The 20,389-nt window shown below is 71.1% G+C and carries 16 protein-coding genes; 14 read left to right on the forward strand and 2 right to left on the reverse strand.

The genetic code is table 11. From position 1 onward, the window contains the following. Position 1: 1 nt before the first annotated feature. Positions 2–520: a hypothetical protein gene (locus tag BG482_RS15810; RefSeq protein WP_069769654.1), complete on the reverse strand. Its 519-nt coding sequence runs from the start codon at positions 518–520 to the stop codon at positions 2–4. Between the two features lie 143 nt (positions 521–663). Here BG482_RS15810 and BG482_RS15815 point away from each other — a divergent pair, with 143 nt between their 5' ends. From BG482_RS15815 to BG482_RS41065, 10 genes are all read left to right on the forward strand, one after another. Further along, entirely contained in the window at positions 664–1,371 is a 708-nt protein-coding gene (locus tag BG482_RS15815; RefSeq protein WP_069769655.1) for a response regulator transcription factor, read from the forward strand. Continuing rightward, complete coding sequence (locus BG482_RS15820; RefSeq protein WP_069769656.1) at positions 1,368–2,738, forward strand: HAMP domain-containing sensor histidine kinase; 1,371 nt, start codon at positions 1,368–1,370, stop codon at positions 2,736–2,738. Before BG482_RS15815 ends, BG482_RS15820 begins: the two co-directional genes overlap by 4 nt. A 5-nt stretch (positions 2,739–2,743) precedes the next feature. Then, positions 2,744–3,277 (forward strand): hypothetical protein, encoded by a 534-nt coding sequence (locus tag BG482_RS15825; protein WP_069769657.1) that lies wholly within the window; start codon positions 2,744–2,746, stop codon positions 3,275–3,277. Positions 3,278–3,418: 141 nt separating this feature from the next. Then, on the forward strand, positions 3,419–4,885 hold the full coding sequence (locus tag BG482_RS15830) for a cellulose binding domain-containing protein (protein ID WP_069769658.1): 1,467 nt from the start codon (positions 3,419–3,421) through the stop codon (positions 4,883–4,885). 211 nt (positions 4,886–5,096) lie between these two features. Then, on the forward strand, positions 5,097–6,413 hold the full coding sequence (locus BG482_RS15835) for an ABC transporter substrate-binding protein (protein ID WP_069769659.1): 1,317 nt from the start codon (positions 5,097–5,099) through the stop codon (positions 6,411–6,413). Continuing rightward, complete coding sequence (locus BG482_RS15840; protein ID WP_069769660.1) at positions 6,410–7,390, forward strand: carbohydrate ABC transporter permease; 981 nt, start codon at positions 6,410–6,412, stop codon at positions 7,388–7,390. The genes BG482_RS15835 and BG482_RS15840 overlap by 4 nt, the downstream gene beginning before the upstream one ends. Continuing rightward, positions 7,387–8,271 carry a carbohydrate ABC transporter permease gene (locus BG482_RS15845; RefSeq protein ID WP_069769661.1) on the forward strand — a complete coding sequence of 295 codons (885 nt, stop codon included), beginning with the start codon at positions 7,387–7,389 and terminating at the stop codon, positions 8,269–8,271. Before BG482_RS15840 ends, BG482_RS15845 begins: the two co-directional genes overlap by 4 nt. 27 nt (positions 8,272–8,298) lie before the next feature. Further along, the gene (locus tag BG482_RS15850; protein WP_069769662.1) at positions 8,299–9,621 is read left to right on the forward strand and encodes a glycoside hydrolase family 36 protein; all 1,323 of its coding nucleotides are present in this window, start codon (positions 8,299–8,301) and stop codon (positions 9,619–9,621) included. Next, positions 9,621–11,636: a beta-galactosidase gene (locus BG482_RS15855; protein ID WP_069769663.1), complete on the forward strand. Its 2,016-nt coding sequence runs from the start codon at positions 9,621–9,623 to the stop codon at positions 11,634–11,636. Before BG482_RS15850 ends, BG482_RS15855 begins: the two co-directional genes overlap by 1 nt. 88 nt (positions 11,637–11,724) lie before the next feature. After that, entirely contained in the window at positions 11,725–12,810 is a 1,086-nt protein-coding gene (locus BG482_RS41065; RefSeq protein WP_141746605.1) for a hypothetical protein, read from the forward strand. A 126-nt stretch (positions 12,811–12,936) separates the two neighbouring features. On the opposite strand, the gene BG482_RS15865 is transcribed toward BG482_RS41065, so the two are convergent. Beyond that, a complete protein-coding gene (locus BG482_RS15865) occupies positions 12,937–14,364 on the reverse strand; it encodes a GH1 family beta-glucosidase (RefSeq protein ID WP_069769664.1) in 1,428 nt (475 codons plus the stop codon). 757 nt (positions 14,365–15,121) lie between these two features. Between BG482_RS15865 and BG482_RS15870 the strand changes: the two genes are divergently transcribed. From BG482_RS15870 to BG482_RS15885, 4 genes are all read left to right on the forward strand, one after another. Continuing rightward, a complete protein-coding gene (locus BG482_RS15870) occupies positions 15,122–16,441 on the forward strand; it encodes an ABC transporter substrate-binding protein (protein ID WP_069769665.1) in 1,320 nt (439 codons plus the stop codon). 380 nt (positions 16,442–16,821) lie between these two features. Then, on the forward strand, positions 16,822–17,814 hold the full coding sequence (locus BG482_RS15875) for a carbohydrate ABC transporter permease (RefSeq protein ID WP_069769666.1): 993 nt from the start codon (positions 16,822–16,824) through the stop codon (positions 17,812–17,814). Between the two features lie 14 nt (positions 17,815–17,828). Continuing rightward, on the forward strand, positions 17,829–18,749 hold the full coding sequence (locus tag BG482_RS15880) for a carbohydrate ABC transporter permease (RefSeq protein ID WP_069769667.1): 921 nt from the start codon (positions 17,829–17,831) through the stop codon (positions 18,747–18,749). 175 nt (positions 18,750–18,924) lie between these two features. Further along, the gene (locus BG482_RS15885) at positions 18,925–20,373 is read left to right on the forward strand and encodes a GH1 family beta-glucosidase (protein WP_069769668.1); all 1,449 of its coding nucleotides are present in this window, start codon (positions 18,925–18,927) and stop codon (positions 20,371–20,373) included. Positions 20,374–20,389: the final 16 nt, after the last annotated feature.

Below are 20,389 nucleotides of genomic sequence, written 5' to 3' on the forward strand. Positions count from 1 at the left end.
GTCAGTACGTGCCGATCTCCACCCGGGGCGGCCCGTCGTGCCAGGTGCAGAAGACCGACACCCGGTCCGCCCCGGAGGCGAACTCCACCCGGATCCACGACTCCGTCTTCCACACCTGCATCGACCAGCCCGCGCCCGGGGTGGCCGAGACGAGCGTCGCCGAGGTCCGGCCGAGGTCGAAGACGGCCCGGCCGCCGCCGGTGTCGTAGCTCTTGACGGTGCTCCCGGCCGTCGCGGAGGAGGCGGGGGAGGGGCCTGCCGTGGCCGTCCTCGAAGGCGTCGGCGGGGCGGGTGTGCGACTCGGGCGCGGGGACGGGCTCACCGACGGGGTGGGGCTGCTCGTCGAGGAGGCCCGGGGGCCCGGCTCCCGGGTGGTGGCGTCCGCCGCGGTGAGCGGCAGGGCGCGCGGCGGGTCGTAGACCGTGCCCGCCATCACCGTGTGGACACCCCACCACGACAGCGTGACCGCCGCGCCGGTGGCGAGCGACCAGGCCAGTACGTGTACGAGTCCTCTGCGCATCGCGGGCCATCTTGCCCCACCCGTCTCACCCGTGTCGCACGGATGTGCCCCCGATCCGGTACGGCGCCTCACCGGTCGTCCACAGGAGCCGAGTTGTCCACAGGCCCGGATGGCGCTCGCCGGCATGGCGTAGGTTGCGGCGCATGGCAAGTGTGCTCGTGGTCGAGGACGACCAGTTCGTGCGCTCGGCGCTCATCCGGCAGCTGACCGACGCCTCGCACACCGTGCGCAGCGTGGGCACGGCGTTGGAGGCGCTGCGCGAGGTCGCCCATTTCCGCTTCGACGTGGTCGTGCTCGACCTCGGCCTGCCCGACCTGGACGGCTCCGAGGCCCTGAAGATGCTGCGCGGCATCACGGACGTCCCGGTCATCATCGCCACCGCGCGCGACGACGAGGCGGAGATCGTCCGGTTGCTGAACGCGGGCGCGGACGACTATCTGACCAAGCCGTTCTCCGTGGAGCACCTGTCGGCGAGGATGGCGGCCGTGCTGCGGCGGGCCCGGTCCGGCGCCGGGGAGGCCGCGCCGTCCAGCGTTCTGCGCGTCGGCGGTCTGGCCGTCGACCCGCTGCGCCGGCAGGCCGAGCTGGACGGCGCACGACTCGACCTCACCCGCCGCGAGTTCGACCTGCTCGCCTTCCTCGCGGGCCGGCCGGGTGTCGTCGTCCCCCGTCGTGAACTGCTCGCCGAGGTGTGGCAGCAGTCCTACGGCGACGACCAGACCATCGACGTCCATCTGTCCTGGCTGCGCCGGAAACTGGGCGAGACGGCGGCGAGCCCGCGCTATCTGCACACCCTGCGGGGCGTCGGAGTGAAGCTCGAACCACCGGGGGAAGGAGCGCCGGCGCTGTGAGATGGGCTCTGGTCAAGGTCTGCCTGGCGGTCACCACCATGGTCGTGGTCGCCTTCGCCGTCCCGCTCGGCCTGGTCGTCAAGGAGATGGCCCGCGACCGCGCGTTCTCCAACGCGGAGCGGGAGGCCGCGGTCGTGGTGCCGGCCCTGTCCATCACCACCGACCGCGACCAGTTGGAGCGGGTGGTGGCCTCCGCCGGCGCCGACGACGGCATGGCCGTGCACCTGCCGGCGGGCGACGGCCGGGCGGCCGTCGACCTCGGCCGGCAGCGCGCCGCCGCCTCGGACGTCGAGGCCGTGCGGAAGCTGGGCCGCGCCTCCACCACGGACGTCCCGGGCGGGTCCGCGCTGCTCCAGCCCGTCGCGCTGAGCCTGGGGACCGTGGTGATCGAGGTGTACGTCCCCGAGTCCGAGATGAGCAACGGCGTCGGCACGGCCTGGGCGGTGCTGGCGGCGGTCGGTGTCGCCCTGGTCGTCGGATCGGTCGCGGTCGCCGACCGGCTGGGTGTGCGCATGGTGCAGCCGGCCAGGCGGCTGGTCGAGGGCGCGCACGAACTGGGGGAGGGCAAGCTCGGCGCCAGGGTGCCGGAAGAGGGGCCGGACGAACTGCGCCTGGCGGCGGTCGCGTTCAACTCGATGGCCGATCAGGTGGTCCGACTCCTCGCCAACGAGAGGGAGTTGGCGGCCGATCTGTCCCACCGCCTGCGTACCCCCCTCACCGTCCTGCGGCTCAACGCGGCCTCCCTCGGCGACTCCCCGGCCGCCGAGCAGACCCGCACGGCGGTCGCCCAGTTGGAGCGCGAGGTCGACACGATCATCCGCACCGCCCGGGAGGCGAAACCGCAGACGGCCGCCCCCGGCCCCGGCGCCGGGTGCGACGCGGCCGAAGTGGTGCGCGAGCGGATGGCGTTCTGGTCGGCGCTCGCCGAGGACGAGGGCCGCAAGGTGCGCACGGCCGGCGTCGACCGACCGGTGCGCATACCCGTGGCCCGTGCCGACCTGGCCGCCGCCCTCGACGCCCTCCTCGGCAACGTCTTCCGGCACACCGCGCAGGGCACGGCTTTCGCGGTCGACGTCCACAACGGCGACGACGCGGTGATCGTCCTCGTGTCGGACGCGGGCCCCGGCATACCCGACCCCGAGGCGGCGATGGCCCGCGGCCGCGGCTCGGGCACGGCCGGTTCCACGGGCCTCGGCCTGGACATCGTCCGCCGTCTCGCGGAGTCGACCGGCGGCGACGTCCGCATCGGCTCCTCGGTGCTGGGCGGCGCCGAGGTCCGCGTCTGGATCCAGCTGGACGGCCGTGAACCGGTGCGCAGGGGCCACCGGGGCTCCGTCCGGCGCCGCAGACGCCTGGCGGTCGGGTGACGGAGGTGACGGGAAGGCGGGACGGCGGCGGGGAGGGGGAGCGTGCGCCCGACCTGGTGTGGGAGGACGTCCGGGGGTGCTTCGACCCCGACGGGGGGACGCTGCCCGACGTCGTCGTGCACGGAGCCTCCGCGGCCGACTGGCAGGCGGTCCTCGACCTGGTGGCCGAGCGCGGCTGGGAGCACGAGTACGCCGAGGGGGTCACCGTGCTGCCGGTGCCTCGGGCCGGGGTGGTGCACTCCCGACCGGCGGGCGCCGAGTGCCCCGAGCTGCGGGTGTGGCCGGCCCCGGACATGCTGGCGATCTTCCGCTTCTACTCGGTCGACGAGATCGACTTCGACGTCGACGTGCGGGAGGTGCAGGGCCAGGAGCGGCTCGACGAGTTCTGCGGGTTCCTCCGGGCGATCGGACGTCGTCTGGGCAAGCCCGTGGCGATGTACGCCGAGGGCGGTCGGACAGGCCCCGCGTTGATCGGGTTCGACCCCGGAGCCGACCGGGTCGTGCTGCTCCGCGAGGGGCGAACCGGTCTCGACCTTTAACCGGTCCCGATGCCTTCCTTAAGTGCGGCCTAAGATCCTCGGCCCCCGTCCCTGTCAGGCCTTTTGCCCCTTTCACGGTCGCTAGCGTGCTGCCGCACCCCACCTCCGGGAACCCCCGTGAACACTGAAGGCAGGCATGTCATGAGCACGCACCGGCGCAAGATCAGCCGCAGGAACAAGGTCATCGGGGGCGCGGTCGCCGCGGCCGTGGCGGGCGGCGGGGTCGCGCTGGTCACCGGCACCGCGCACGCGGCCGGGGTCGGGGCGGCCTACACCAGGACCAGCGAGTGGTCGACGGGCTACACCGCCCAGTACGTGGTGACCAACGACAGCGGCGGGGCCGAGGCCGACTGGAAGCTGGAGTTCGATCTGCCGGCCGGGGCGAAGCTCGGTTCGCTGTGGAACGGGACGTCGAGCGTCGCCGGGCGGCACATCACCGTGACACCACCGAAGTGGGACGTCGACGGGCTCGCCGCCGGGGAGTCCGTCACCGTCGGATTCGTGGTCGAGGGGACCGGGGACCCGGTCGGCTGTCTCGTCGACGGGGCCAGGTGTTCGGCCGACGGCGGGGCGACCCCCGAGCCGAGCGGGCGGCCGACGCAGTCCACCGCACCCACCGCCTCCCCCACATCGGCGCCCACCTCCAGCCCCGCCCCCACCGCCCCCGCCTCGCCCTCCCCGAGTGCGAGCGGCACTCCCGGGACCGGCACCCCCGCGTCCGCCGGCTTCGCCCCCTACGTCGACACCTCCCTCTACCCCGCCTTCGACCTCCTCGCGAACATGAGCGCGACCGGCGTCAAGGACTACAACCTCGCCTTCGTGACCGACGGCGGCGGCTGCACGCCGAAGTGGGGCGGAGTGAGCGACCTCGCGAGCGACGGTGTGGCCGCACAGATCGGGGCGCTGCGCGCCAAGGGCGGCGACGTGCGGGTCTCCTTCGGCGGAGCCTCCGGTTCCGAGCTGGCCACGACCTGCTCGTCGGCGGACGCCCTGGCAGCCGCGTACGGGAAGGTGGTGGACGCCTACCGGCTCACCAAGGTCGACTTCGACGTGGAGGGCGGGGCGCTGCCCGACGCCGCCGCGAACACCCGGCGCGCCCAGGCCATCGCCAGGCTTCAGCGGCAGCATCCGGGCCTGAACGTGTCGTTCACCCTGCCGGTCATGCCCGAGGGGCTGACCCAGGGCGGTGTGAGTCTGCTCGCAGATGCGAAGGCCAACAACGTGAGCGTCGCCACTGTCAACATCATGGCGATGGACTACGGTCCCGCGTACAGCGGTGACATGGGCGCCTATGCCGAGCAGGCGGCCACCGCCACCCAGGCCCAGGTCAAGAGTGTGCTCGGGTTGACTGACAGCGCCGCGTGGAACACCGTCGCCGTCACGCCGATGATCGGCGTGAACGACGTCTCCTCCGAGGTCTTCAAGGTCGAGGACGCCACTCAGCTCGTCGCCTTCGCGAAATCGAAGGGTCTGGGATGGCTGTCGATGTGGTCGGCGACGCGGGACAAGCAGTGCGCGGGCGGTGCCAAGGGCTCCGCGGACGCCACCTGCAGCTCGATCCTCCAGGCGCCTTCCGCCTTCTCGAAGGCCTTCGCGACCTTCAAGTGACCGCTCACGGCCGCCGGATGATCAAGATTGTAGAGAACAAGTGATCAAGGTGTGTCGATTACGTTTCGACAAATGAAAGCGACGGCTCTTGACGCATGACCGGACATGCGGCTGTTATTGCGCCACCTCGTGTTCGGTCGAGTTGATTTCTGGTCGATTGTGATCAGCTTTCAGTCGCCCTCATGGCTGAACCTCGCGTCAGGAGCCGTTCATGCATCACCTCTCCCCCTCCGGCCGACTCTCCCTCCCCTCCCCGAGCCGCCGCACGCTGCTGCGCGGCATAGGCGGGGCGGCCGTCCTGGGCGCCGGGCTGCCGCTGCTGTCCGCATGCGGCTCCAGCGGCTCGGCCGCCGACCCGAAGACCGTCACCCTCGGTTCCAACGCCTCCGACGCGGTGCCGAAGAAGGCCTTCGCCGAGATCTACGCGGCCTTCAAGAAGCAGTCCGGGATCGCGGTCGACGTGAACACCAAGGACCACAACACGTTCCAGGAGCAGATCAACTCCTACCTCCAGGGCACCCCGGACGACGTGTTCAACTGGTTCGCCGGCTACCGCATGCAGTTCTTCGCGGCCAAGAAGCTCGCCTCGCCGATCGACGACGTGTGGCAGAAGATCGGGGGCAACTTCCCCGACGCGATGAAGCAGCTCTCCAAGGGCGAGGACGGCAAGTACTACTTCGTGCCGCTGTACACGTACCCGTGGGCGCTCTTCTACCGCAAGAGCGTCTTCCAGCAGCACGGCTACCAGGTCCCGACCACCTGGGACCAGCTGGTCTCCCTGTGCAAGCAGATGAAGAAGGACGGCCTGGTCCCGATCGCCTTCGGCGACAAGGACGCCTGGCCGGCGATGGGCACCTTCGACCAGATCAACTTCCGCCTCAACGGCTACGACTTCCACAAGTCCCTGATGGCGGGCAAGGAAGCGTGGACGGACCCGAAGGTGAAGGCGGTCTTCGACCACTGGGCCGAGCTGCTGCCCTACCACCAGGACGGCTTCATGGGCCGTACCTGGCAGGACGCCGCGCAGACGCTGGTGTCGAAGAAGGCGGGCATGTACATGCTGGGCTCGTTCGTGGCGCAGCAGTTCACCGACAAGGCCGACCTGGACGACCTCGACTTCTTCGCCTTCCCGGAGATCAACTCCGCGTACGGGCAGGACACCGTCGAGGCCCCCACCGACGGCTTCATGGTCAGCAAGGCCCCCAAGAACCACGACGGCGTCGTCAAGCTCATGGAGTTCCTGGGCACGCCGGAAGCCGAGCAGATCTACCTGAAGGCCGACTCCAGCGTGGTGGCCGCCTCCAGCAAGGCGGACACCTCGTCGTACACCACGCTGCAGAAGAAGGCGTACACCATGATCAGTGAGGCCAAGAGCCTCACCCAGTTCATGGACCGCGACTCCCGCCCGGACTTCACGTCCACCGTGATGCAGCCAGGCCTGCAGAAGTTCCTGCAGAACCCCAAGGGCGTCGACAGCCTGCTGTCCTCGATCGAGCGCCAGAAGAAGACGATCTTCGCGTCCTCATGAGCATCGACACCTCCTCGAAGAGCCCGGAAGCGGCCCCCGTGCCGCCTCCGGGCCCCGCGTCTGCCGTCAAGCGGGTCCCGCAGGGGCACAAGCGCCTGCTCACCCGCCGTGACCGCGTCACGCTCGCCTTCATGGCGGGCGTGCCCACGGTCCTGCACGTGGCCCTGGTCTGGGTCACCGCCCTCGCCTCGATCGCCCTCGCCTTCACCACCTGGGACGGCATCGGCTTCGACTCCATCAAGTGGGTCGGCCTGGACAACTTCAAGCAGTTGTTCACCGACAACCCGCAGTTCTGGCCCGCCGTCGAGCACAACGTCATCTGGTTCGTCGTGCTCATCCTGATCCCGACCCCGCTCGGCCTGTTCCTGGCCATGCAGCTGGACAAGAAGATCCGCTTCAGCAGGGTCTACCAGACCGCGTTCTTCCTGCCGGTCGTGATGTCGCTGGCCGTCACCGGCTTCGTCTGGCAGCTGATCTACAACCCCGACACCGGCCTGATCAACAGCCTGATCGGGGCCAACAAGCCCGGCCACTACATCGACTGGATCGGCGACCCGCACCTGAACCTGTGGGCCGTGCTGGTCGCCGCGTCCTGGCGGCACACCGGCTACATGATGATCCTCTACCTGGCCGGCCTCAAGGGCGTCGACCCGTCCCTGCGCGAGGCGTCCTCGCTGGACGGCGCGAACGAGTGGCAGACGTTCAAGAACGTCATCTTCCCCACCCTGCGCCCCACCAACACGGTCGTGCTGGTGGTCACCATCATCGAGGCGCTGCGCGCCTTCGACCTGGTCTTCGTCTTCAACAAGGGCGCTCAGGGCACCGAGCTGCTGTCGATCCTGATCACCAACAACATCATCGGCGAGTCCAGCCGGATCGGATACGGCTCCGCGATCGCCGTCGTCCTGCTCGTCATCTCCCTCGCCGTGATCATCCCCTACCTGATCGCGACCTTCCGGAAGGAGCGGCGCGCATGAGCACGGCCCTCGCGGCGAAGAAGCGCGCCCCCGTCCGACCAGCGCGCGTCCTGCTGCACACCTTCCTCGTCGTCACGGCGCTCGCCTGGCTCGCCCCGCTGCTGTGGGCGGTCTTCGCGGCCCTGCGCCCCTACGCGGAGACCAGCGACAAGGGTTACGTCTCCTGGCCGGACAAGCTCAGCCTCGACAACTTCACGAACGCGTTCGAGCAGTCCGACATGATGCACTACTTCGGCAACACGCTGATCATCGCGGTCCCGGCCGTGCTGCTCACGCTGCTGCTGGCATCGATGGTCGCGTTCTACGTCAGCCGCTTCGACTTCCGGCTCAACATCGCGCTGCTGCTGGTCTTCACGGCCGGCAACCTGCTGCCCCAGCAGGTCATCATCACCCCGCTCTACCGGCTGTACCTGCTGGTCGACCTGCCCGGCATCACCATGAGCGGCAAGCTCTACGACTCCGCGCTCGGCCTGGTGCTGATCCACGTGGCGTTCCAGTCCGGCTTCTGCGCGTTCGTGCTCAGCAACTACATGCGGATGCTGCCGCACGAACTGACCGAGGCCGCCCTCGTCGACGGCGCCTCCGTGTGGCGCATGTACTGGCAGATCGTGCTGCCGCTGTGCAAGCCGGCGATGGCCGCCCTGGCCACGCTGCTGTCCATCTGGATCTACAACGACTTCTTCTGGGCGATCGTGCTGATCTCCACCGGCGAGAACATGCCGATCACCTCGGCCCTGAACAACCTCTCCGGCCAGTACTTCACCGACCCCAACCTGGTCGCCGCCGGCGCCCTGCTCACCGCGATCCCCACCCTGATCGTGTACTTCGTGCTCCAGCGCCAGTTCGTCAGCGGCCTCACCCTGGGCGCCAACAAGGGCTGAGCCCGTTCCTCCGTGAAAGAGACCCCCGTGCACGACCCCTTCACCCCGGTGGCCACCGTCCCCGTGGACCCGCGCCGCGCGCGCGTCCACGAGGAGGGCTGGCAGTCCTGGAGCCCGAGCGGCGCCTACGCCCTCGACGCGCGCCCCCACCGTCCGACGAACGCCGACTGGGCGACCGTCTGCTACCGCCCCGGGGTCACCGCCCCCGCCGGCGTCTTCCAGGGGGAGGGGCTGCTGGCCCTGGACCCCGGCGACGGCTCGCCGGTCCGCCTGTGGGCGGCGACGGACCCGACCCGGGAGGTCCCCTCGATCCGGCTGACCGCCCGGGCGGGCCGCGCCGAGGTGACCGCCGACGGACCCGTCAAGGAGTACGCGGGGGCGGAGGGCGCGGACCTTCAGGCGACCCTGGCCGACTGGGCCACGTCGTGCGGTCTCGCGGCCCCCCGCCCGGCGCCCACCGTCTGGTGCTCCTGGTACGAGTACTTCACCGCCGTCACCGAGGACGACGTCCACGAGAACCTCCGCGCCATGGACACCCTCGACCTGCCCGTCGACGTCGTCCAGATCGACGACGGCTACCAACGGGCCCTGGGCGACTGGCTCACCCTCTCCGGCCGCTTCCGCTCCCGCGAGGGCATCGCGGACGCCATCCGCGCGCGCGGACGCCGGGCCGGCATCTGGACGGCCCCCTTCCTCGTCGACCCGGCGAGCGACCTGGCCGCCGTCCACCCGGACTGGCTCGTCCGCGACGACGACGGCGGCTTCGCGCACGCCGGCCGCAACTGGGGCCACGACCTGCGCGTCCTGGACACCACCCACCCCGACGCGGCGGCGTACCTGACGGACGTCTTCCGGACCCTGTGCGCCGAGGGCTACGACTACTTCAAGGTCGACTTCCTGTACGCGGGCGCGCTGGACGGCGTCCGGCACGACGACCGCGTGGACGCGACCGCCGCCTACCGCCAGGGCATCGCGCTCATCCGCGAGGCCATCGGCCCGGACGCGTACCTGCTGGGCTGCGGTGCGCCGATCCTGCCCTCCCTCGGGCTGTTCGACGCCATGCGGGTCAGCCCCGACACGGCCCCGCACCGCCGCCCCGAGGCCGACGACTACAGCCAGCCCGGCCAGGACCCGGCCGAGTTCACCGGCGTCGGCCGCCAGTGGCAGCACGGCCGGCTCTGGACCAACGACCCCGACTGTCTGATGGCCCGCCCCGCGGTGGAGACCCGGGAGCGGTGGGCCGCGCACGTGGAGGCGACCGGCGGACTCATGGCCTCCAGCGACCGGCTGCTGTCACTCGACGAGTGGGGCGTGCACACCACGCGACGGCTGCTGTCGGGAGGCCGGTGATGGAGCGCCCGCTGAACATCCCCGGCATCGCCTATGGCGGCGACTACAACCCCGAGCAGTGGCCCGAGGAGGTCTGGGCCGAGGACGTGCGGCTCATGGCCGAGGCCGGCGTGAACATGGTCAGCGTCAACATCTTCTCGTGGGCGCTGCTGGAACCCTCCGAGGGCGTCCACGACTTCACCCGCCTGGACCGCGTCCTCGACCTGCTCCACGCCCACGGCATCGCCGCCGACCTGGCCACCCCGACGGCGGCGCCCCCGGCCTGGTTCTTCCGGGCCCACCCCGAGGCCCTGCCGGTGGACCGGTACGGCCGCGGACTGTCCTACGGCAGCCGTCAGACGTTCTGCCCGAGCAGCCCGGCCTACCGGGAAGCGGCGCTGCGGATCGCGGGCGCCCTCGGGGAGCGGTACGCGGGCCACCCGGCGGTGGTCATGTGGCACGTCCACAACGAGTACGGCTGCCACAACGCGGAGTGCTTCTGCGACACGAGCGCGCAGGCGTTCCGCCGCTGGCTGCGGGCCAGGTACGGCGACGACCTGGCGGCGCTCAACCACGCCTGGGGCACCGCGTTCTGGAGCCAGTGGTACTACGACTGGGACGAGATCCTGCCGCCGCGCGCGACGGGCGCGGTCCCCAACCCGACCCACCGGCTGGACTGGCGCCGCTTCTGCAGCGACGAACTGCTGTCCCTGTGCACGGCCGAGCGGGAGGTGCTGGCCCGGGCCGCTCCCACCGTCCCCGCCACCACCAACTTCATGGTGATGCACAACTTCGACGCGCTGGACTACTGGCGCTGGGCGCCGGAGCTGGACATCGTCTCCAACGACCACTACCTGCGTTCCACCGACCCCGAGTCGGAGATCGACATCGCGATGAGCGGCGACGTGGTGCGCTCGCTCGCGGGCGGCCGCCCCTGGCTGCTGATGGAGCACTCCACGGGCGCCGTGAACTGGCAGCCCGTCAACCGGGCCAAGAAAGCGGGGGAGTTGCGCCGCAACGCCCTCGCGCACGTGGCGCGCGGCGCCGACGGCATCGCCTACTTCCAGTGGCGGGCGGCCAAGGCGGGCGCCGAGCAGTGGCACTCGGCGATGCTGCCCCACGCCGGCACGGACAGCGCGATCTGGCGGGACGTCGTGGCGCTCGGCGCGGACCTGGCGGCGCTGGCGGAGGTGCGCGGCAGCACGGGCACCGCCGAGACGGCGATCGTCTGGGACTGGGACGCCCGCTGGGCGCTGGAACTTCCCTCACAGCCCAGCGAGCAGGTCCGCTTCCTGGAACTGACGAGGTCCTGGTACGAGCCGCTGTGGCGGGCGGGCGTCGCCGTGGACTTCGTCCGCCCGGACGCGGATCTGACGGCGTACCGCCTGGTCCTCGCGCCGAGCCTGTATCTGGTCGACGACGCGGGCGCGGCCAACCTGACCGCCTTCGCCGAGCGGGGCGGCACCCTGGCGGTCGGTTTCCACAGCGGGGCCGTCGACGAGAACTGCCATGTGCGGCTGGGCGGTTACCCCGGAGCGTTCCGCGAGGCGCTCGGCGTCCGCACGGACGAACTCTTCCCGTTGCTGCCGGGGGAGACGGTGGGGCTGAACGGGGGCGGCACGGCCTCGCTGTGGTCGGAACGGGTCCGAACGGCGGGCGCCGAGCCGGTGACCTCCTACACGGACGGCCCCCTGACCGGCGTCCCCGCGGTCACCCGGCATGCGCACGGCGCCGGCGCCGCCTGGTACCTGGCCACCCTGCCCGACCCGCACACGCTGGCGGCGCTGCTCACCCGGATCCGCGAGGAGGCGGGCGTGCGGCCGGTGCACCCGGACGTGCCGCCGGGCGTGGAGGCGGCCCGGCGCCGGGGGAGCGAGGCGGACTACCTCTTCCTCATCGACCACGGCGGGACGGGAGCCGAAGTGGCGGTGGCCGCCGGGGCGGTCGAACTCCTCACCGGGGAACCGGCGGCGCACGGCTCGGTGCCGGTCCCGCCCGGTGGCGTCGCGGTGGTACGGGAGCCGCACGGAAGGTGACCGGGGCGCAAGGCCCTCTTGTCGGCCGCTCGAGGGCCTCCTACCCTGCTCTTCCCGCGAGTGGCATCCGTCGGCGAGGGGAAGCGCGTTGGCCAAGGCACCGTCCGAGGAAGAGATGCTCAAGGCGGTCGAACGGTACGTCTCCCGGCCCGGCGTCACCGCTCACCTCACCGTTCCCGGCGCGGCGGCGCTCTCCTGGCAGTCGGTCCTCGAGTGCCGCATCGTCCGTTCCATCGAGCGGCGGACCGAGCGCGCGATGAGGGTCAAGGGCAAGCGGAGTGCGATCGCGGGCCGGCCGACGTACACCGACCTCGACGCCTGGCCCGTCACCCCGCCGGACGATCCGGGGACCGCGCGGCGGGTCGAGCTCGTGCGGGAGGGCTCGCTGGCGGAGGAGCCGTGCGGCGACTGCGTCGACGGCAAGCAGGAATGCCGCGGCTGTGCGGGCCGGGGCGGTCGCCGGTGCGCCCGGCACGTCGAGTGCGACGTCTGCCAGGGCGGCCCCGACGCGTGCTGGGAGTGCGACGGCACGGGCCATCCGCGCACCCGCCGGGCCCGGCCGCAGCGGCCCCGCACCGAGGGGGCGCAGGAGCGCGCCGCGTGCAAACGGTGCCGACGCCCCGACGTGGCGTGCCCGAAGTGCCTGGGAGAGCGGCAGTTGAAGTGCCCGACCTGCGACGGCACGGGCCGGGCCGTCTGCGGCACCTGCAAGGGCGCCAAGCGTCTGCGGCACGAGAAGTGCGGGGGCACCGGCCGGTTCACCGTGTGGACCGAGGGGGTGATCACCCACACGCCGACCCCCGACGGGATCAAGCCCGTCTACCCGCCCCTGACCCGGTCGAAGGCGGACGGCGCCGGTCGATGGCACACGGCCGTCCTGTCCTCGCCCTCCGAGGAGCTACCGGAGTTCCTGGAGGACGACCAGGTCAAGCAGGTCGCACCGCTCCTGGCCGAGAAGGAGGGGGAGGTGCGACGCCGGGTGGAGCTCCGCTGTCTGCCGCTGGCCAGGGTCGTGGTGCGCACCGACCCGGACCGCGTCTACTACGCCTTCCCCGGGGGCGTCGACATCGAGGTGATCGGCCGCCCCAGCAGACAGCGCCTCACGGCCCTCGCCTGGGCGGCCGTCGCCGTCGCCGCCCTGGTCGCGGTGGTGTCGCTGACCGTACTGCGGTGACCTGCGGCGCCCCTCGCCCGCGCGGCCCGGCTCGGCCCCCTCCGGACGGCCGGGGCGCGGCAAGCCCCCTCGACCTGCCGCGCCCTCCCCTCCCCTGCCCCTTCCCCCGGGCAGGTGGTTCTGTGGTCAGTCCGTCCCGACCTCCGGCAGGGTCCCCGTCCTGGCCGCCCGGCCGTACCAGATCGCGCTCGACTTCGGGGTGCGGGCGAGCGTCGCGTAGTCGACGTACACCGCCCCGAACCGCTTCTCGTAGCCGTACGCCCACTCGAAGTTGTCGAGCAGGGACCAGAGGTAGTAGCCGCGGACGTCCGCGCCGTCCGCGATCGCGCGGCGTACCGCGCTCAGGTGACCGTGCAGGTACGCGATGCGCTCCGGGTCGTGGACGCGGCCGTCCGAGTCGGGCTTGTCGTCGTAGGCCGCGCCGTTCTCCGTGACGTAGAGGGGAAGGCCCGGGGCCTCCTCGACGTAGCGCATGATCAGCTCGTGCAGCCCGGTCGGGTCGATCGTCCAGCCCATCTCCGTGCGCTCGCCCGGAGTCTGGTGGAAGGCGACGTCGTCCGCGCCCGGCCAGGGGGAGTGGGCGCTCTTGCCGTGGCCGTCCGAGCGCGGCCCCCTCGGCTCCGCGTCCGCCGCCGAGACCAGGGTGGGCGTGTAGTAGTTCAGGCCCAGGGCGTCCAGCGGCTGGTTGATGCTGCGCAGGTCGCCGTCGAGGACGAACGACCAGTCCGTCAGCGACGAGGTCGCCGCCAGCAGCGTCTGCGGGTAGGCGCCCTTCAGGATCGGGCCGTGGAAGACGCCGTTGGCGAGATCGTCGATCTTCTGGACGGCCGCCAGGTCCGCGGCGTTGCCCGGGGAGAGCGGGCGCACGACCGACGAGTTGAGGCTGAGCGCCACCGCGTTGCGGGCCGGCATGACCGAGCGCAGCGCCGAAGTGCCCAGCCCGTGCGCCAGGTTCAGGTGGTGGGCCGCCTTCAGCGACGCCGCCGGGTCGGTCCGGCCCGGCGCGTGCACCCCGGACGCGTAGCCCAGGAACGCGCTGCACCACGGCTCGTTCAGCGTGATCCAGTTCTCCACACGGTCGCCGAGCGCCTCGCCGACGATCTGCGCGTACTCGGCGAACCGGTGGGCGGTGTCCCGCTCCGGCCAGCCGCCCGCGTCCTCCAGTTCCTGCGGGAGGTCCCAGTGGTAGAGGGTGACGGCCGGCTTGATGCCCTTCGCGAGCAGCTCGTCGACCAGGCGGCGGTAGAAGTCCAGGCCCACCTGCACCGCGGGTCCGCGGCCCGTCGGCTGCACCCGGGACCAGGACACGGAGAAGCGGTACGCCGTCAGGCCGAGGTCCGCCATCAGCGCCACGTCGTCGCGGTAGCGGTGGTAGTGGTCGACCGCGATGTCACCGGAGTCGCCGCCGGCCGTCTTGCCCGGCGTGTGGCTGAAGGTGTCCCAGATCGACGGCGTACGGCCGTCCTCCCGCACCGCCCCCTCGATCTGGTAGGCGGACGTCGCGGCGCCCCAGAGGAAGGAAGGAGGAAAGGCCGCGGTCATCAGGTCGGGCATGAGGTCGCTCCCGTGAGTCGGGTGAGCGCCCATTATGCATGGGAGCGCTCCCACGGCGAAAGGGGGATGCGCAAAGGAGGAGGGGAAAAGGTCCGGTCTTTCGCCCCGCCCTCCGTCGGCGGGGGTCCGGTCCCGCTCCGGGCCCCCCTCCCGCGCGAGCGGGCGCGAGGGCCGGGATCCGCCCCCGGTCCCCGGGCCCCGCCGGCCGCGTCGATTCCCGGACGGTCCGGTGGCGCCTCGCTCCGGGGGCGCGTGGGGCTGATCGTTCACCTTCCGGCGTCCCGTCCGAACTCGCCTCGTTCCGGGTCGGAAAAACCGTGCGCGGACGTCGGCGAGCGGCGCCGGGCCCGCGTGCCGGGCGCGGACCCGTTCGTGACCTGCGTGATTCCTGCGGGCAGCCGGCTGATGTCCGGGTGGGTGACCCGGTCCGGTGCGACACATTCACGTGACGCAGAGAACACGCTTGCGCAACAACGCCGTTTTCAAGTCTTGACACCCGGTCCGGCAGCAAGGAGTCTTCCGGCATGCCGCGTGGGAGCGGTCCCACGGACAGTCGGGGGCCCTCTCCTCCGCGACCCGAACTACCAACAGCCCTTCCCTCTGACGCACATGGCGCACCGTTGACCAGCACGTTTTCACCGCACGCCATGTGCTGTGGGCTGGCCACCGCTCGAATCGAGAGGGCAGGTCGGGAGCGTCGAACCCCGGCGGTCCGATTCCTGAGATCCCGTTCCCCACTGGAACAAGGAGTAGTGGAATGCGCATCACCCGTACCAGCGGCGGTCGCGGCCGCAGAGCAGCGGCCCTGACCACCACGGTCTTGACGGCCTCGGCGCTGCTGCTGACCGGCTGCAGCGACGACGGCGACTCGGACGCCTCGGACTCCAACGGGAACATCACTCTCAAGGTGGCCGACTTCGGGCAGTTCGGCTACAAGGAAGCCGGTCTGTTCGCGAAGTACCACACGTTGCACCCGAACATCACGGTGACGGAGGAGACGACCGCCAACGAGCAGGACTACTACCCGAAGCTTCTTCAGCAGCTGAACACGGGCAGCGGTCTGGCGGACGTCACCGGCATCGAGGTCGGTCGCATCAAGGAGGTCACCGACACCCAGGCGGCCAAGTTCACCGACCTGAGCAAGTCGATCAACGTGGCCGACTGGGTCTCCTGGAAGGAGAAGCAGGCCACCGCGAAGGACGGCACGGTCATAGGCGCCGGCACCGACATCGGCCCGATGTCCCTGTGCTACCGCAAGGACCTGTTCGAGAAGGCGGGCCTGCCGGCCGACCGCGAAGCCGTCGCGGACGCGGTGAAGGGCGGCTGGGAGGACTACATCAAGCTCGGCGAGAAGTTCAAGGCGAAGGCGCCCGCCGGCACCTTCTTCATGGACTCCGCGAGCGCCATGTACAACGCGGTCGTCGGCTCCTCCCCGAAGCAGTACTACGACGCCGACGGCAAGGCGATCTACAAGGACAGCCCCTCCGTGCAGCAGGCCTGGAACCTCTCCGCCGAGGCCGCCTCGAAGAAGCTGACCCAGGGTCTGCCGCAGTTCACCGACCCCTGGAAGGCGGCGCTGCGCAAGGGCACCGTGGCCACGGTGGCGTGCCCCGCCTGGATGGCCGGCCAGATCTCCATCAACTCCGGTGACGCCTACAAGGGCAAGTGGGACATCAGCCGTGCGCCCGGCGCCACCGCGGCCAACTGGGGCGGCTCCTTCCTGGCCGTGCCCAAGGGCGGCAAGCACACCAAGGAGGCCACCGAGCTCGTCAAGTGGCTGACCGCTCCCGAGCAGCAGGCCGCCGTGTTCAAGGCGATCGGTGTCTTCCCGTCCAACAAGGGCGCCTACGAGCTCGCCGACGTCAAGGACGCGAAGCTCCCGTACTTCAGCGACGCCCCGATCGGCCAGATCTACGCCGAGGAGGCCAAGGCCATCCCGGAGACCGTGCTCGGCCCGAAGGACGCCACGATCAAGGACACGATCTCCACGCAGATCAACAACATGGAGAAGCGCGGCACCAAGCCCGCTGACGCGTGGAAGGCCGCGACCGACACGATCGACAAGGTGATCGGCTGACATCCGCCGGTGCGGGCGGCCCCACGGGCCGCCCGCACCGCGCTGCGGCGCGCGGGGCCGTACTGCGGCCCCCGCGCCGCGGGCACGGAGGTGGTCCACACCAGGTCGGCCGTCCGGCGCCGGTCTGCTCCGCGGCGTCCGGGCGTCCGGCAGACACCCGCCGGACGCCGCGGCACCGTGTCGTCCGGGGCCGGCGACCGGAGCCCGACGACATGGCACGGGTCTCGTGACAGGCTCCGCGGGCAGGGGCGCCACGTCCCCGACCGAGCGCGGGCCGCTCACCACCGAACCGATCCGCGCGGGCGGCGGGACCGGCGCCCGGCCCGTGACCCCGCCTTCCGCCCCTACCCGGCCCAGCTCTCCAGGGAAGGACTCCCTCCGTGGCAACGACAACCCCCACACGGGGTGCCCACACCCCGCCACCCGGCGGCTCCGGCGCCACGTCGAACGGACCCAGCGCGTGGCGTACGCGGCTGTGGCGCTTCGACGACAAGGCGTCGCCGTACGCGTACATCGCCCCCTTCTTCCTCATCTTCGGCGCCTTCGGGCTCTACCCGCTCCTGTACACGGGCTGGATAGCCCTGCACCGGGTGGAGATGACGGGCCTCGACCAGTCCGAGTGGGTCGGCTGGGACAACTTCGCCAGGATCCTCCAGGACTCCGAGTTCTGGACGGCCGTCACGAACACCTTCGTGATCGGCGTCATCTCCACCGTCCCGCAGCTCCTCGTGGCGCTGGGCCTCGCCCACCTGCTCAACTACAAGCTGCGCGCCAGCACTTTCTGGCGGACGGTGATCCTCACCCCGTACGCCACCTCGGTGGCGACCGCGGCCCTGGTCTTCGCCCTGGTCTTCCGGGCCGACGGCGGCCTGCTCAACTGGGTGCTCCACTTCGTCGGCATCGGCAACACCGACTGGGGCGACGGCGAGTGGACATCCAAGATCGCCATCTCCATCATCGTGATCTGGCGCTGGACCGGCTACAACGCCCTGATCTATCTGGCGGCCATGCAGGCCGTGCCCACCGACCTGTACGAAGCGGCGTCGATCGACGGTGCGACGCGCTGGCAGCAGTTCCGCAAGGTGACCGTCCCCTCGCTGCGACCGACGATCCTGTTCACCATCGTCATCTCGACGATCGGATCCATGCAGCTGTTCGGTGAGCCGCTGCTGCTGCAGGGCGGCACGATCGGCGCCGTCGGAGGCAGCGAGCACCAGTACGAGACCCTCAGCATCTATCTCTTCAACTACGGCTGGAAGCTGGGGCATCTGGGCCCGGCGGCGGCCGTGGCCTGGGCCATGCTCGTCCTGCTGCTGCTCATCGCCTTGATCAACTGGATCGTCGGCCGGTTCGTGCGCAAGAGCGCGGCCTGACGGGAGCGATATCGATGACCACGACCAGTCCCACCAAGACCGTGCCGGACCTCGCCCCGGCACCGCTTCCCGCCCCCACCGACAAGGGCGGCGGCCGTTTCAAGCTCGGCGCCGGCCAGCACCTCAAGGGCGGCCCGTTCACCTATGCCGCCCTGATCGTCGTCGGCCTGGGCTCCGTCTTCCCGCTGTACTGGACGCTGGTGGCCGCCTCCCACGACCAGCAGCGGGTCCTCGACAGCCCGCCGCCGTTCCTGCCGGGCGGCCGGCTGTGGAGCAACCTCCAAGCGGCTTGGGACCAGGCCCACTTGGGCAAGGCCATCGTGAACAGCTTCATCGTGGCCGGCTGCATCACCGCGGCCACCCTGTTCTTCTGCACCCTGGCCGGATACGCCTTCGCCAAGATGCGCTTCCGCGGCCGCGGAGCCCTGATGACCGCGGTCATCGCCACCCTGACGATTCCGCCGCAGCTCAGCGTCGTCCCGCTGTTCATGATGATGGCGGACATCGGGTGGGGCGGAAAACTGGAGTCGGTGATCTTCCCGACCCTGGTCGGCGCCTTCGGCGTCTTCTTCATGCGCCAGTACCTGCTGGAGGCCCTGCCCTACGAGCTGATCGAGGCGGCCAAGGTGGACGGCGCGACCAACATCCGCATCGTGTGGAACGTGGTCCTGCCCGCCGCCCGGCCCGCGATGATGGTCCTCGGCATGCTCACCTTCGTGCAGGCGTGGAACGACTTCTTCTGGCCCTTCCTCGCCCTGAACCAGGAGAACCCCACCCTCCAGGTGGCCCTCGGCCAGCTCAGCGCCTCCTACACCCCCGACCAGAGCATCGTCATGGCAGGAGCGCTGATCAGCACCCTGCCGCTGCTGCTGGTCTTCGTCGTCTTCGGCAAGCAGATCGTCGGCGGCATCATGGCGGGCGCAGTCAAGGGCTGATCCAGGCGAGCGCCGGGGGCCGGCACGACGCCCCGCCCCCCGTTCGCCGTTCCGTACGGCCCGCCCCGCCCGCGGGCCGTGCCCGGCCGGGCGCCCAGTGCCGTGCCCCGTCCGCTTCCCCCCATCGCCGGATCACCGTCCGGCCCTTCTCACGCCACTTGGGAGCGTTCTCTCCATGACTGCCGTACGAACCGAGACCAAAGCCGAGCCGGCCGCAGACACCTCCTTCCCGTCGGGGTTCCTCTGGGGCGCCGCCACCGCCGCGTACCAGGTGGAGGGCGCCGCCGCGGAGGACGGCCGGACCCCCTCCATCTGGGACACCTTCAGCCATACCCCCGGCAAGGTGCGCAACGGCGACACCGGTGACATCGCCGCCGACCACTACCACCGGTACCGCGACGACGTGGCGCTCATGAAGGACCTCGGCCTCGGCGCGTACCGCTTCTCGGTCTCCTGGTCCCGGGTCCAGCCCACCGGCCGCGGCCCCGCCGTGGAGCGGGGACTCGACTTCTACCGCAGGCTCACCGACGAGCTCCTGGAGGCGGGCATCACTCCCGTCGCCACCCTCTACCACTGGGACCTGCCGCAGGACCTGGAGGACGCGGGCGGCTGGCCGCAGCGCGACACGGTCCACCGCTTCGCCGACTACGCGGAGATCATGGGCCGGGCCCTCGGGGACCGCGTCGGGCTGTGGACCACCCTCAACGAGCCCTGGTGCTCGGCGTTCCTGGGCTACGGCTCCGGTGTGCACGCCCCCGGCCGCACCGACCCGGCCGCCACCCTGCGCGCGGCCCACCACCTCAACCTGGGCCACGGCCTGGCGGTCGGGGCGCTGCGCGCGAACCTGCCGGCGTCCGCGCAGACCTCCCTCACCCTCAACCTGCACGAGGTGCGCCCCCTCACCGACAGCCCCGAGGACGCCGAAGCCGCCCGCCGGATCGACGCGGTCGGCAACAGGATCTTCACCGGCCCCGTCCTGGACGGCGCCTACCCCGAGGACCTGATCGCCGACACCGCGCACCTGGTCGACTGGGCGGAGCTGGTGCACGACGGCGACCTGGAGGAGATCTCCCGTCCCATCGACGTGCTGGGCGTCAACTACTACGCGCCGACCGTGGTCTCCTCCGGCGACGGCACCGGCACCAAGAACGACGGCCACGGCGCGAGCGACCACTCCCCGTGGACCGGATCCGAGCACGTCGACTTCCACCTCGCCAACGACCAGCTCACCGCGATGAACTGGGCCATCGACCCCAATGGTCTGCACACCCTGCTGACCGGCCTGGCCGCGTCGCACCCCCGGCTGCCGCTCATGGTGACCGAGAACGGCGCCGCCTTCGACGACTACGTCTCTCCCGAGGGCCGGGTGAACGACCCGCAGCGGATCGCCTACCTGCACGCCCATCTGGAGGCCGTCCGGCGGGCCGTGGCCGACGGAGCCGACGTGCGCGGATACTTCCTGTGGTCCCTGCTGGACAACTTCGAATGGTCCTACGGCTACTCGAAGCGCTTCGGCGCCGTCTACGTCGACTACTCCACCCAGCGCCGCATCCCCAAGGCGAGCGCCCACTGGTACGCCGAGGTGATCCGCCGCAACGCGCTGCCGGCCGCCGGACAGGACTGAGCCCGGTCCCTTCCGG

It is taken from the genome of Streptomyces sp. LUP30, from assembly GCF_001746365.1.
In the GTDB taxonomy this organism is placed as follows: domain Bacteria; phylum Actinomycetota; class Actinomycetes; order Streptomycetales; family Streptomycetaceae; genus Streptomyces.